Annotated in this window: 12 protein-coding genes; 8 read left to right on the plus strand and 4 right to left on the minus strand. The window is 62.2% G+C overall.

Features of this window, described 5'->3' with window-relative positions; all coding sequences use genetic code 11:
• Nucleotide 1 precedes the first annotated feature (1 nt).
• The 3 genes from fcl to JQ629_RS15305 form a co-directional block, all read right to left on the minus strand.
• Nucleotides 2-958, minus strand: coding sequence for a GDP-L-fucose synthase (gene fcl / locus JQ629_RS15295; protein WP_283815931.1), 957 nt, complete (start codon nt 956-958; stop codon nt 2-4).
• On the minus strand, nt 939-2,024 hold the full coding sequence (gene gmd, locus JQ629_RS15300; RefSeq protein WP_212413393.1) for a GDP-mannose 4,6-dehydratase: 1,086 nt from the start codon (nt 2,022-2,024) through the stop codon (nt 939-941). Before gmd ends, fcl begins: the two co-directional genes overlap by 20 nt.
• A gap of 306 nt (nt 2,025-2,330) precedes the next feature.
• Nucleotides 2,331-3,005: a Crp/Fnr family transcriptional regulator gene (locus tag JQ629_RS15305; protein WP_212413394.1), complete on the minus strand. Its 675-nt coding sequence runs from the start codon at nt 3,003-3,005 to the stop codon at nt 2,331-2,333.
• Between the two features lie 418 nt (nt 3,006-3,423).
• Here JQ629_RS15305 and JQ629_RS15310 point away from each other — a divergent pair, with 418 nt between their 5' ends.
• Entirely contained in the window at nt 3,424-4,239 is an 816-nt protein-coding gene (locus JQ629_RS15310) for an ABC transporter ATP-binding protein (protein ID WP_212263970.1), read from the plus strand.
• Nucleotides 4,236-6,167 (plus strand): long-chain fatty acid--CoA ligase, encoded by a 1,932-nt coding sequence (locus tag JQ629_RS15315; protein ID WP_212413395.1) that lies wholly within the window; start codon nt 4,236-4,238, stop codon nt 6,165-6,167. The genes JQ629_RS15310 and JQ629_RS15315 overlap by 4 nt, the downstream gene beginning before the upstream one ends.
• A gap of 65 nt (nt 6,168-6,232) precedes the next feature.
• On the opposite strand, the gene JQ629_RS15320 is transcribed toward JQ629_RS15315, so the two are convergent.
• Nucleotides 6,233-6,598, minus strand: coding sequence for an endonuclease domain-containing protein (locus JQ629_RS15320; protein WP_212413396.1), 366 nt, complete (start codon nt 6,596-6,598; stop codon nt 6,233-6,235).
• A gap of 83 nt (nt 6,599-6,681) precedes the next feature.
• Between JQ629_RS15320 and JQ629_RS15325 the strand changes: the two genes are divergently transcribed.
• The 6 genes from JQ629_RS15325 to JQ629_RS15350 all read left to right on the plus strand — a co-directional run bounded on the left by JQ629_RS15325 (nt 6,682) and on the right by JQ629_RS15350 (nt 12,687).
• A complete protein-coding gene (locus tag JQ629_RS15325) occupies nt 6,682-7,575 on the plus strand; it encodes a branched-chain amino acid ABC transporter permease (protein WP_212263968.1) in 894 nt (297 codons plus the stop codon).
• A 6-nt stretch (nt 7,576-7,581) separates the two neighbouring features.
• Nucleotides 7,582-8,655: a branched-chain amino acid ABC transporter permease gene (locus tag JQ629_RS15330; RefSeq protein WP_212413397.1), complete on the plus strand. Its 1,074-nt coding sequence runs from the start codon at nt 7,582-7,584 to the stop codon at nt 8,653-8,655.
• Between the two features lie 54 nt (nt 8,656-8,709).
• Nucleotides 8,710-9,990, plus strand: coding sequence for an ABC transporter substrate-binding protein (locus tag JQ629_RS15335; protein ID WP_212413398.1), 1,281 nt, complete (start codon nt 8,710-8,712; stop codon nt 9,988-9,990).
• A gap of 171 nt (nt 9,991-10,161) precedes the next feature.
• Nucleotides 10,162-11,001 (plus strand): ABC transporter ATP-binding protein, encoded by an 840-nt coding sequence (locus tag JQ629_RS15340; protein ID WP_212413399.1) that lies wholly within the window; start codon nt 10,162-10,164, stop codon nt 10,999-11,001.
• 105 nt (nt 11,002-11,106) lie between these two features.
• On the plus strand, nt 11,107-12,333 hold the full coding sequence (locus JQ629_RS15345) for a phenylacetate--CoA ligase family protein (RefSeq protein WP_212413400.1): 1,227 nt from the start codon (nt 11,107-11,109) through the stop codon (nt 12,331-12,333).
• Between the two features lie 27 nt (nt 12,334-12,360).
• Complete coding sequence (locus JQ629_RS15350; RefSeq protein WP_212413401.1) at nt 12,361-12,687, plus strand: hypothetical protein; 327 nt, start codon at nt 12,361-12,363, stop codon at nt 12,685-12,687.
• Nucleotides 12,688-12,760: the final 73 nt, after the last annotated feature.

Consider the following 12,760-nt stretch of genomic DNA (forward strand, 5'->3'; position numbering starts at 1 on the left):
ATTACTCGGCCGCCTGCTGCGATTCGTTCAGAAAGGCCTGATAGGCGAGCTTGAGGCCGTCCTCGAGCGTGGTGCTGGCGCGCCAGCCGAGCTTGGCGAGCCGGCCGCTATCGAGCAATTTGCGCGGCGTCCCGTCCGGCCGCGAAGTATCGTAGCTGATCTCGCCGGCATAGCCGACGGTCGCGGCAACGAGCCGGGCGAATTCGGCGATGGTGATGTCGTCGCCGAGGCCGATGTTGACGAGATCGCCGCTCGAATAGGTTTTCATCAAATGGACGCAGGCGTCGGCAAGATCATCGACATAGAGGAATTCCCGCCGCGGCGTGCCGGTGCCCCAGACCACGATGTTCCTTGCACCCGAAACCTTCGCCTCGTGGAAACGCCGGATCAAGGCAGCGACGACGTGGCTGTATTCGGGATGATAATTGTCGCCGCGGCCGTACAAATTGGTCGGCATCACATTGATAAAGTCGGAGCCATACTGGCTGCGATAGGCTTCGACCATCTTGATCCCCGCGATCTTGGCAATCGCGTAGGGTTCGTTGGTCGGCTCCAGCAGTCCCGTCAGCATGGAATCTTCGTGCAACGGCTGCGGGGCCAGCTTGGGATAGATGCAGGAGGAGCCGAGGAACATCAGTTTCTCGGTCGCGTTGACATGGGCCGCGTGAATGACGTTGGTCGCGATCACCAGATTGTCGTAGAGGAATTCGGCCCGCAGCGTGTTGTTGGCGACGATGCCGCCAACCTTTGCCGCCGCCAGGAACACTGCTTGCGGGCGCTTGGCGGCGAACCATTTGTTGACAGCGGCCTGGTCGCGCAGATCGACTTCGGCGCGCCCGATCGTCAGCAGTTCGACGTCTTCCTGTGCGAGCCGGCGCACCAGCGCCGCCCCGACCATTCCGCGATGCCCGGCGACGAAGACCGTCTTGCCCTTCAGCTCAAACGGAACTCTTGCCATTGGCAACCTCTCGTCTTGCGGCCGCAAGATCGCCTGCGACCATTTCCTTGACCAACTGGGCGAACGGCGTCTTCGGCTTCCAGCCGAGTTTCTCCCGCGCCTTACTGGCATCGCCGATCAGGAGATCGACTTCGGTCGGCCGGAAATACATCGGATCGATGCGCACGACGACCTTGCCGGACTTCTTGTCGATGCCTTGCTCGTCGACCCCCGCGCCGCGCCATTCAATGGTGCGGCCCACTTCCGCGAACGCCAGTTCGACGAATTCGCGCACCGAGCGGGTCTCTCCGGTCGCAAGCACGAAATCGTCGGGTTCATCGATCTGCAATATCCGGTGCATGCCTTCGACGTAATCGCGTGCATGACCCCAGTCACGCTTGGCCTCGAGATTTCCGAGATGCACCACTTCCTCGAGGCCGGCCTCGATCCGGGCCACGCTGCGCGTGATCTTGCGCGTTACGAATGTTTCGCCACGGATTGGGCTTTCATGATTGAACAGGATGCCGTTGCAAGCGAACATGCCATAGGCCTCGCGGTAGTTCACCGTGATCCAGTAGCCATAGAGCTTGGCAACGGCGTAGGGCGAGCGCGGATAGAACGGCGTAGTTTCCTTCTGCGGCACTTGCTGAACCAGGCCGTAGAGCTCCGAAGTCGACGCCTGGTAGAACCGCGTTTCCTTTTCCATGCCGAGGATCCGGATCGCCTCAAGCAGACGCAGAACGCCAATGCCGTCGGCATTGGCGGTATATTCCGGGCTCTCGAAGCTGACGGCGACATGGCTTTGCGCGGCGAGGTTATAGATCTCCGTTGGCCTGATCTGCTGCATCAGCCGGATCAGGTTGGTGGAGTCGGTCATATCGCCGTAATGCATCAGGAACGGCACGTTGCCGGCGTGCGGATCCTGATAGAGATGGTCGACCCGCGCCGTATTGAACGAGGACGAGCGGCGCTTGATGCCATGCACGGTGTAACCGAGGCCAAGCAAATACTCGGCCAGGTAGGCACCGTCCTGGCCGGTGACGCCCGTAATCAGCGCGACGCGCGGCTTCGAATCTTGATCCGCCATTTTCTCTCCAACACCCCGGCGCCGCCTCAAGGCAGCGCGAACGCCACTAGGTTCCCCGGCCGCCGGACACCCAACCCTTCCGGGTACGTCCGCAGGGCCGGCAAAGCCCCTCGGAGCCCCATTCGCCCAGCCGAACCGGACGCGCAAGGGGCTTCAACCACGCGGCGCAGGCCATAGCATCCGGCCCCGGCGGAGTCTAATCCTAAAACCGTTTGGAATCAGACCTTTAGGCGCCCAGTGCGGGCCAGACCGCCGGTAAACCTATTCCAGTTAGAAACACGACCCGCGGTGCGCGGATTTCCGGTGTCATTCGCCATAGCGGCGTAACCGATCGAGATCGATGATGGTCACCCCACCATATTCGAGCCGGAGCAGGCCTTCCTTCTCCAGCCGCTTCAGGCACTGGTTGGCATTTTGCCGGGAGATGCCCGACAGCGCCCCGATTTCCTCCTGCGTGATCTCCAGATGCGGCGTGAGGTCGGGATACAGAATGGGATTGAACAAGGAAGCGATGGACCGCGCCAGGCGCGCGGTCGCGTCCAGCGTGCGGCCGTATTCGAGCAGCCCGATGAACTGCCCCAGACGCTCGTTGAGTTGCCGGACCAGGAAGCGATTGAATCCGACGCTGTTCTCGAACAGCCAGATGAAGGTCGTACGGTTCATCATCGCCAGACGCGTGTCGCGCAACGCCACCACGTCGTAGCGCCGGGGCTCGTTCTTGAGCACGGAGCCTTCTCCGAACCAGGCGCCCGCCGTCAGGCCGGCAAAGCTGGCGGCCTTGCCGCCGCGGGATACGATCCCCATCCGGGCGAGACCCGTGACAACGCCGGTCCAGTATTCGAAGGGGTCGCCGCGCATGAAGATGAATTCATTGGCGCGGTAGGATTTTTCGACGATGCCGGCGCGCGCGATTTCGGTCTCGCGATCGTTCAATTCGCGTGACCAGGATGCGATGCGTTTCAGGGAATCCGGAGCAATCATGATCTCATCGACTATCGCCTGCGACCTCTGCCTTCGTCATATTGCACTGCAACAGCAGCCCGGGGTACCCGTTCCGCGCGATCGGTGGAGGACCGCAAGCACGTTACGCCGTCGAAATTTGCTGGCCAATTGTCAGGCACATGACATTTCAACGTAACGCTTTCCATTATTGAGAGCCACCTCGCGCCAGCCGACTTACGGCCTAACCGGACAAGCTGCTGGCGCACGGGAAACGACGGAGATTGCGGGTGCGGCGTTACCGCGCATGTGATCCCGGCGAGCAGGACGACGAAGGCATCGCGCGGCGCGCGGCATCATTAGTCGGATGGCTTGGCGGTACCCGTCGATGTAGGATCGCGACGACCATTGCGAACGATAGATAAAGAGCGCTGCCTAAGCGCCGTATCTGGAGGAACGAGTGGCTTACACGTTGGAAGTGCGCGGGGTATCACTGCGCTTTGGTGGCGTCCGCGCGCTGACCGAAGTCAGTTTCGGCGTGAACGATGGCGAGTTGTTTTCGATCATCGGCCCGAACGGCGCCGGGAAAACCTCGATCGTCAATTGCATTTCGGGCCGCTACAAGCCGACCGAAGGCCAGTTATTCTATCGCGGCAAGGACATCACCGGCCTCAATCCCAATGCGCGGCCCTCGCTCGGCATCGGCCGCACCTTCCAGAATCTCGCGCTGTTCCACCATATGAGCGTGCTCGACAACATCATGGTCGGGCGGCACCATTTGCTGAAGAACAACTTCATCACGGGATCGCTGTACTGGCTGACCGGCGCGCGGCGCGAGGAACTCGAGCACCGCCGCAAGGTCGAAGAGATCATCGACTTCCTCGACCTTCAGTCGGTGCGCAAGGCGACCGCCGGCACCCTGCCCTACGGCTTGCGCAAGCGCGTCGAACTGGCGCGCGCCATGGCGCTGGAGCCGCAACTCATTTTGCTCGATGAACCCATGGCCGGCATGAACTTCGAAGAGAAGGAAGACATGGCGCGCTACATCGTCGATCTCAACGAAGAGTTCGGCATGACCGTGATGATGATCGAACATGACATGGGCGTAGTGATGGATATCTCCCATCGCGTCATGGTGCTGGATTTCGGCCGCAAGATCGCCGAGGGCGACCCGGCCGCGGTGCTGGCCGATCCCCACGTCAAACGCGCTTATCTCGGTGAAGAGGACGAAGCCCTGGTCGATCCGGACGACACGCCGGCGGAGAGCGCGGCATGATGGATTACGCCGGACGCGCCGCAAAGGCCGACACCTATCCGAAGCTACTCCGCCTCAACGCGAAGGAGCACGGGGGCGAGATCGCGCTACGTGAAAAAGATCACGGCCTGTGGCGCGTCTTCACCTGGAACGACTACCAGACCCGGGTGCATGATTTCGCGCTGGGCATGGTCGAACTCGGGCTCGGCCGCGGCGACGTCATCGGCATCATCGGCGACAACCGGCCGGACTGGATGGCGGCCGAGATCGCCACGCACGCCATCGGCGGCATGAGCCTTGGCCTCTATCGCGACGTGCTCGATGAGGAAGCCGCCTATTTGTTGAGCTATGGCGAAGCCAAACTGGTGTTCGCCGAGGACGAAGAACAGGTCGACAAGCTGCTGGCGCTTGCCGAGCGCGTGCCCAACCTCAAGCACATCGTTTATTCCGATCCGCGCGGCATGCGGAAATACGACGACCCGCGCCTGATGGAAGCGGACAAGTTAGTGGCCATGGGGCGCGACCGCGCCGCGCGCGAGGCCGGCCTCTATAACCGCCTGGTGGACGCCACAAAAGGCGAGGATGTCGCGATCCTCTGCACCACGTCAGGCACCACGGCCAATCCCAAGCTTGCCATGTTGGCCGCCGGGCGCGTGCTCCGCCATTGCGCGACGTATCTCAGCTTCGATCCGAAGGGGCCGGATGACGAATACGTCTCGGTGCTGCCGCTGCCCTGGATCATGGAGCAGGTCTACGCCCTCGGCAAAGGGCTGCTCTGCCGGATGAAGGTCAACTTCGTCGAAGAGCCTGAGACCATGATGCACGATTTCCGCGAGATCGCACCGACCTTCGTACTGTTCGCGCCGCGGGTCTGGGAATCGATCGCCGCCGATGTCCGCGCCGGCGTGATGGACTCCTCGCCGCTCAAGCAAAAGCTCTATGACCTCGGCATGAAGGCGGGCCTGGCGGCGCTGGCGCAAGGCAAGCAGTCCCTGCTCGCCGACCAACTGCTGTTCCGCGCCTTGCGCGACCGCCTCGGTTTCACGCGGCTGCGCTCGGCCGCCACCGGCGGCGCGGCCCTCGGGCCGGATACGTTCAAATTCTTCCAGGCCATGGGCGTGCCGCTGCGCACGCTCTACGGCCAGACCGAATTACTCGGGGCCTACACGCTGCATCCGGCCGGCAAGGTCGATCCGGATACGACGGGCGTGCCGATGGCATCCGACATCGAGATTCGCGTCGACAACCCCGACATCAACGGAGTCGGCGAAATCGTGGTGCGTCACCCCAACATGTATCTCGGCTACTACAAGAATCCGGAAGCCTCCGCCGCCGACATGAAGGACGGCTGGATGCATTCCGGCGACGCCGGCTATTTCAACGACAACCAGCAGCTCGTCGTGATCGACCGCATCAAGGATCTCGCCGAGACTTCGCGCGGCGAACGCTTCTCGCCGCAATATCTGGAGAACAAGCTGAAGTTCTCGCCCTACATCGCCGAGACCGTCGTGCTCGGCGCCGGCCGCGATGCGCTGGCCGCGATGATCTGCATCCGCTACTCGATCATCTCGAAATGGGCGGAGAAGAACCGCATCTCGTTCACGACCTACACCGACCTCTCCTCGCGCCCCGAAGTGTATGAACTGGTGCGCAAGGAGGTCGAATCCGTCAACGCCACGCTGCCGCCGGCGCAGCGCATCTCGCGCTTCCTGCTGCTCTACAAGGAACTCGACGCCGACGATGGCGAGCTCACCCGCACCCGAAAAGTTCGCCGCAGCGTCATCAACGAGAAATATGCCGGGATCATCGACGCGATCTATGGCGGCAAACGCGACATACCCGTCGATACCGTGATCCGCTTCCAGGACGGCACCACCCAGCGCATCCGCACCACGCTGCGGGTGGTCGATCTCGGCACCAACGCGGCACTCGCGGAGGCCGCGGAATGAACGAGGTTTCGCCCAGAACGATGAGGCCTCACCTCTCCCCGCTTGCGGGGAGAGGTCGGATCGCGTTAGCGATCCGGGTGAGAGGGAGCTTCAGCATGCGCGGTCGCGATTGTTTCAAGCACGCCTGCCATGTTCCTCAACACATCGTTGTTCCAGAACCGAAGAACCCGGTAGTTGTGATCGACAAGCCATTTATCGCGGACAACGTCGTGCGGGTTGTCCGCGTGCTGCCCCCCATCCCCCTCAATGATGAGACGACATTCACGGCAGATAAAGTCGACCGTGTAAGGACCGATTCGCTCTTGCCGGACGAACTTATAACCGCCCAGTCTGCGCGAACGCAGCCGATACCAAAGTGCCACCTCCGAATCCGTCGCAGCCTTTCGCAGGCGCCTGGAGCGCTCAGTCTTGATTTCTCTAGCAGCGCGCATGCTGCAACTCCCCCTCACCCGGATTGCTTCGCAATCCGACCTCTCCCCGCACGCGGGGAGAGGTTAACACCTCGTACAGCCCAATGAACACCCAGCTTCTGATCCAGCTCCTGGTCAACGGCCTCGTGGTCGGCACGCTCTATGGCGTGGTCGCGATGTCGTTCGTGCTGATCTACAAGGCCACTCAGGTGGTGAATTTCGCGCAAGGCGAATTGCTGCTGATCGGCGCCTGGGTGTGCTGGTGGCTGCTGACGAAATACCAGGTGCCGTTCTATCTGGGCATGCCGATCACGCTGGTGTTCATGTTCCTGTTCGGCATCGCCATCCAGGTGGTGATCCTGCGCCCGATGGTCGGTGAACCCATCATCTCGGTGATCATGGTGACAATTGCGCTGTCCACCGTGTTCTCCGCGCTGATGAAATGGATATTCGGCGTCAATCTGCAGCCGTTTCCGCGCGTCTTTACCACCCAGAACGTCAACATCCTCGGACTGCAGGTGCAGACCGTCTATTTGATGAGCCTTGCGGTTTCGCTGGCGATGATGGTGGGCATGGCGTGGTTCTTCCGCCTGTCCAAATACGGCCTCGCGATGCGCGCCACCGCGTTCAACCAGCAGGTGGCGCAGTCGCTCGGCATTTCGGTCAAGAGCGTGTTCGCAATGGCCTGGGCGATCTCGGCGACGGTTTCGGCGGTGGCCGGCGTCGTGGTGGCGGTCGTCAACGGCGTCTCGGCAGGCCTTTCGGCCTATGGCGTCAAGGTGTTTCCGGCGGCGATCCTCGGTGGCCTCGACAGCGTCGGCGGCGCCGTGCTCGGCGGCATCATCATCGGCCTATTGGAGAACTTCGCGCATTTCCTCGACAGCGAGTATCTGCACTGGGGCAATCTGTACGAAATCGCGCCGTTCTATGCGCTGATCATCATCCTGATGATCAAGCCCTATGGCCTGTTCGGCACCAAAGACATCGAGCGGGTGTAATCCATCATGGCAACCCAGACCCTGATCCCCGCCGGCGACTTCCGCACCACCTATGCGGCGGACACCACCGTGTTTCCAACCAGGACCAGCCGCAACGCGATGATCGTCGGCATCATCCTGATCTGCTTTGCGCCGCATGTTCTCAATGAATACACCCTCAGCCTGTTGATCCAGATCGGCATCTTCGGCATCGCAGCCCTCGGCCTCAACATCGTGGTCGGGTTCACCGGCCAGATCTCGATCGGCCACGCCGCCTTCTTCGGGTTCGGCGCTTTCACTTCCGCCTATCTGTCGAACCGGTTCGGCATCCCGGTGTTCTTCTGCATTCCGCTCGCGGGCGTGGTCACGGCAGCGGTCGGCCTGATCTTCGGGCTGCCCGCGGCGCGCCTGAAGGGACTCTATCTCGCGATCGCGACGCTGGCCGCGCAATACATCCTGCTGGATTTCTTTGCGCGCGCCGAATGGTTCACCGGCGGCAGCGTGCCTGCGAGCGCGGAGCCGTTCTCGATCTTCGGCTACTCGCTGCGCGGCGATAAGAAATACTTCTACGTCGTGCTCGCTTACGTCGTCGTCTGCTATCTGCTGGTGACCAATTTGATCCGTTCGCGCGACGGCCGCGCGCTGGTCGCGGTGCGCGACCACTATCTGTCCGCCGAGATCATGGGTATCAACCTCACCAAATACCGCACGCTGTCGTTCGGCCTCGCCGCCTTCTTTGCCGGCGTCGGCGGCGCGCTCTATGCGCATTACAACCAGGTGGTCTCCAACGAAGGTTTTGGCATCGACCGCTCGATCATTTTTCTCGCGATGATCATCATCGGCGGCATTGGCTCGGTGATGGGCACGCTGATGGGCACGGCCTTCATGGTGCTGCTGCCGGAATCGATGGAATGGCTCAGCGTCGCGCTGCGCGACAGCCCGATCGACCAATTCCTGGGATTGAAGAACAACATCGCTTTCCTGCGCGAGATGGCCATCGGCATCATCATCATCGTCTTTCTGGTCTTTGAACCGGACGGACTCGCGCACCGCTGGCGGCGCATCAAGGCTTACTGGAAACTCTACCCGTTCTCGCATTGAGGAAGGAACGGGACCGACGACAAAAGACCTCAACAAAAGACCGGAGGAAGTATAATGACGATGAAGATTTTATTGAGTACCGCTTCGCTTGCGCTCCTGCTCGGCGTTACTTCAGCCAGCGCGCAAGCCCCGATCTCGCTGGGTCATCTTGCCGATTATTCGGGCGCCACGTCCGACGTCGGAACGCCGTTCGGACAGGGCGTCGCCGACACCTATGCCTGGATCAACAAGAACGGCGGCATCAACGGCACCCAGGTCAAGGTCGATACCGTCGACTACGGCTATCAGGTGCCGCGCGCGATCGCCCAATACAAGAAATGGTCGGGCGCCGACAAGGTTGCAGCCATTCTCGGATGGGGTACCGCCGACACCGAAGCGCTCACCGGCTTCCTCGCCGAGGACAAGATCCCCGACATCTCGGCATCCTACGCCGCAGCGCTTTCGGACCCGACCGGCGCCGGCGGCAAGGCCAAGCCCGCACCCTATAATTTCTTCTATGGCCCAAGCTATTCGGACGCCGTTCGCGGCATGCTGACCTGGGCTGCCGAAGACTGGAAGACGAAAGGCAAGCCGGGCAAACCGAAATTCGTCCATATGGGCGCCAACCATCCCTATCCGAACGCGCCCAAGGCCGCGGGTGAAGCCATCGCGGCTGAACTCGGCTTCGAGCTGCTGCCGCCGATCGTGTTCGCGCTGACGCCGGGTGACTACAGCGCACAGTGCCTGACACTGAAGAGCTCCGGCGCCAACTACGCTTATCTCGGCAACACCGCAGGCTCGAACATCTCGGTCCTGAACGCCTGCAAGGCTGCCGGCGTCGACGTCCAGTTCCTCGGCAACGTCTGGGGCATGGACGAGAATGCCGCCAAGGCCGCCGGCGCCGCCGCCGACGGCGTGGTGTTTCCGCTGCGTACCGCCGTGGCATGGGGTGGCAATGCCCCCGGCATGAAGACCGTGACGGACATCTCCAAGATGTCCGACGCGGGCGGGACCGCCTACCGTCCGGTCCACTACATTGCCGGCGTCTGCACCGCGCTCTACATGAAGGAAGCCGTCGAATGGGCTGCCAAGAACGGCGGCGCCACCGGCGAGAACGTCAAGAAGGGCTTCTACCAGAAGAAGGATTGGGTGCCGGCCGGCATGGACGGCGTCTGCAATCCGTCAACCTGGACCGACAAGGACCACCGCGGCACGCTCAAGGTCGATCTCTACCGGATGAAGGTCACCGGTGCGACCGACGCGCCGCTCAACGATCTCGTCAAGAACGGCGCGATCAAGCTCGACAAGGTGAAGGTCATCGACCTGCCGCGCAAGGCCGAATGGCTGGGCTGGTAATCTAGCGGGTTGCCTCCGGGCAACCTTAACACTCCGCCGTCATCCCCGCGAAAGCGGGGATCCAGTACGCCGCAGCCCATCCGCAAGATCGCAGGCGGCTCTGGAATACTGGATCACCCCCAGTGCGCAATTGCGCACAAGGCGGGTGATGACGGCAGCAGGTGATCAGACATGACAGAAGCAACTCAAATTGATCGCGCACCGGCGGCGGCGCCAACCTCCGCGCCGCTGCTCGATGTGCGCAACATCGAGGTGGTGTACGACAACGTCATCCTCGTGCTGCGCGGCTTGAGCCTCGAGGTGCCGAAAGGCGCGATCGTGGCACTGCTCGGCGCCAATGGCGCCGGCAAGTCGACGACGCTGAAGGCGATCTCCGGCCTGCTCAAGACCGAAGATGGCGAGGTCACCCGCGGCGAGATCGTGTTCGACGGCGAGCGCATCAACGGCATCGATCCCGACAAGATCGTCCGCCGCGGCATCTTCCAGGTGATGGAGGGCCGCCGCATCATTTCAGACATGACGTCGGTGGAGAACCTCAAGCTCGGCGCCTTTACCCGCACCGACAACGAGGTCGGCGCCGACATCGACATGGTCTTTCGTTATTTCCCGCGCCTCAAGGAGCGCACGGGGCTCGCCGGATACCTCTCCGGCGGCGAACAGCAGATGCTGGCGATCGGCCGCGCGCTGATGGCGCGCCCGAAGATGATCCTGATGGACGAGCCGTCGATGGGGCTGTCACCGCTGCTGGTCAAGGAAGTGTTCGGGATCATCAAGGAGATCAACCGCGACCTCGGCGTCACCATCCTGCTGGTGGAGCAGAACGCGCGGGCGGCGCTCTCGGTCGCGAGCCACGGCTACATCATGGAACAGGGCAAGGTGGTGCTCGACGGCTCGGCCGACGAATTGCGCGACAATGAGGATGTGAAGGAGTTTTACCTCGGCGGCGCCGGCGACCAGCGCAAGAGCTTCAAGAACCTGAAGAGTTTCAAGAGACGGAAGCGGTGGCTGTAACAGCCGTCATTTCGGGATGCGCCTCTTGGCGCAGGCCTCAGATGCGCAATGCACATCATAGCCCGCGCTTCGCGCGCCCCGGGATGACGAAAGAAAGAATGACTCATGACCGACCATTACGACGCCCTTGAAACGCGTGAGCCGATCCAGCGCGAGGCGGAGTTGTTCTCGAGGCTGCCGGACGTGCTGCGCCGGGCGATGGCAGCGCCTGCCTATGCCGAGCGCCTGAAGGGCACCGATCCGGCTTCCGTGACCGACCGGGCCGCACTGGCGCGCCTGCCGGTGCTGCGCAAGTCCGAGCTCCCTGCCCTGCACAAGGCCGCACCACCCTTCGGCGGGCTCGTGGCGGGCCTCCCGGGGTCGTTCGGACGGTTGTTCACCTCGCCGGGGCCGATCTTCGAGCCTGAGGCTGTTCATGCCGACCCCTGGCGCGGCGCGCGGGCGCTGTTTGCGGCCGGCTTCCGGCCCGGCGACGTCGTGCTCAACACCTTCAGCTACCATCTGACGCCCGGCGGTTTCATTTTTGACGCCTCGGCACGGGCGCTGGGCTGTGCCGTCATCCCGGCCGGCCCGGGCAACACCGAAGCCCAGTTCGAGCTGATCGAGGCCTATCGGCCGGTCGGCTACAGCGGCACACCGGACTTCCTCAAAATCCTGCTCGATGCCGCCGCAAGCGCCGGGCGCGACGTTTCTTCGATCAAGCGCGCGCTGGTGTCCGGCGCGGCCTTTCCGAAATCGCTGCAGGACGAGGTCAAAGCGCGCGGCGTCGATGCCTACCAGGCGTTCGGCACCGCCGACCTCGGCCTGATCGCCTTCGAGACCGAGGCCCATGACGGCATGGTCGTGAACGAGGACCTGATCTTCGAAATCGTGCGGCCCGGCACTGGCGATCCCGTCGCCCCCGGTGACGTCGGCGAGATCGTCGTCACCTCGCTCGATCCGCACCACCCCTGGATCCGGCTCGCGCTGGGCGATCTCACGGCAGTGCTGCCGGGGACAAGCGCCTGCGGGCGCACCAACATGCGCATCAAGGGCTGGATGGGGCGGGCCGACCAGACCACCAAGGTCAAGGGCATGTTCGTGCGGCCGGAACAGATCGCCGAGATCGGCAAGCGCCATCCCGAACTCGGGCGGCTGCGCCTCGTCGTGACGCGATCGGGCGAAAGCGACCTAATGACCCTCAAGGCAGAGACAGCCAGTCCGAACGCCGGCCTCATGGAAGCGGTTGTCGCAACACTCCGGAACGTAACAAAACTCGGAGGTAGCGTGGATTGGGTCGAGCCTAAGTCATTGCCAAATGACGGAAAGGTAATTGTCGACGAACGCAGCTAACGCGATACGTCAACCGACAACGGAAAAATGCGAAAAGTGCTACGCAAAAAGGCAATGCGAAGGGCGTTTACGATCTCTCTGCTGGCTGCAACAATTCTTCCGCCGGATTCGGATCGTTTGCTTCAGAAAGGTCATTTCTCCATGGCCAAAGCTGTCGCTTCGGATGAAAAGCTTGGCACTGCCACCAAAAGTACCACGCCCCCTGCACGCGATCCCAAGCTGGCAGTGGAGGAGGAATATCAACTGGCGCGACGACTGAACACGGTTCAGTCGCTGAAGCTCTTCATCGCAAGGCATCCGGACGATCCTCTGGCAGCGAAAGCGCGAGCCGATTTGCGACGACTATCGCGCTAGGTGGTGTGGACTCTAAGGATTCCCTTTTAGGCGCAAATCAGATTCAAGGCTTCTTTTTGGGAGGCAGTCTTGG

The sequence above is a fragment of the Bradyrhizobium sp. AUGA SZCCT0222 genome, assembly GCF_018130205.1.
GTDB lineage: Bacteria > Pseudomonadota > Alphaproteobacteria > Rhizobiales > Xanthobacteraceae > Bradyrhizobium.

What these genes read in the sequence shown, in the direction of transcription:
- fcl (WP_283815931.1), bottom strand. Translation starts at nt 958, where the DNA reads ATGGCAAGAGTTCCGTTTGAGCTGAAGGGCAAGACGGTCTTCGTCGCC.
- JQ629_RS15340 (WP_212413399.1), top strand. Translation starts at nt 10,162, where the DNA reads ATGACAGAAGCAACTCAAATTGATCGCGCACCGGCGGCGGCGCCAACC.
- JQ629_RS15315 (WP_212413395.1), top strand. Translation starts at nt 4,236, where the DNA reads ATGATGGATTACGCCGGACGCGCCGCAAAGGCCGACACCTATCCGAAG.
- JQ629_RS15335 (WP_212413398.1), top strand. Translation starts at nt 8,710, where the DNA reads ATGACGATGAAGATTTTATTGAGTACCGCTTCGCTTGCGCTCCTGCTC.
- gmd (WP_212413393.1), bottom strand. Translation starts at nt 2,024, where the DNA reads ATGGCGGATCAAGATTCGAAGCCGCGCGTCGCGCTGATTACGGGCGTC.
- JQ629_RS15350 (WP_212413401.1), top strand. Translation starts at nt 12,361, where the DNA reads ATGCGAAAAGTGCTACGCAAAAAGGCAATGCGAAGGGCGTTTACGATC.
- JQ629_RS15305 (WP_212413394.1), bottom strand. Translation starts at nt 3,005, where the DNA reads ATGATTGCTCCGGATTCCCTGAAACGCATCGCATCCTGGTCACGCGAA.
- JQ629_RS15330 (WP_212413397.1), top strand. Translation starts at nt 7,582, where the DNA reads ATGGCAACCCAGACCCTGATCCCCGCCGGCGACTTCCGCACCACCTAT.
- JQ629_RS15325 (WP_212263968.1), top strand. Translation starts at nt 6,682, where the DNA reads ATGAACACCCAGCTTCTGATCCAGCTCCTGGTCAACGGCCTCGTGGTC.
- JQ629_RS15345 (WP_212413400.1), top strand. Translation starts at nt 11,107, where the DNA reads ATGACCGACCATTACGACGCCCTTGAAACGCGTGAGCCGATCCAGCGC.
- JQ629_RS15320 (WP_212413396.1), bottom strand. Translation starts at nt 6,598, where the DNA reads ATGCGCGCTGCTAGAGAAATCAAGACTGAGCGCTCCAGGCGCCTGCGA.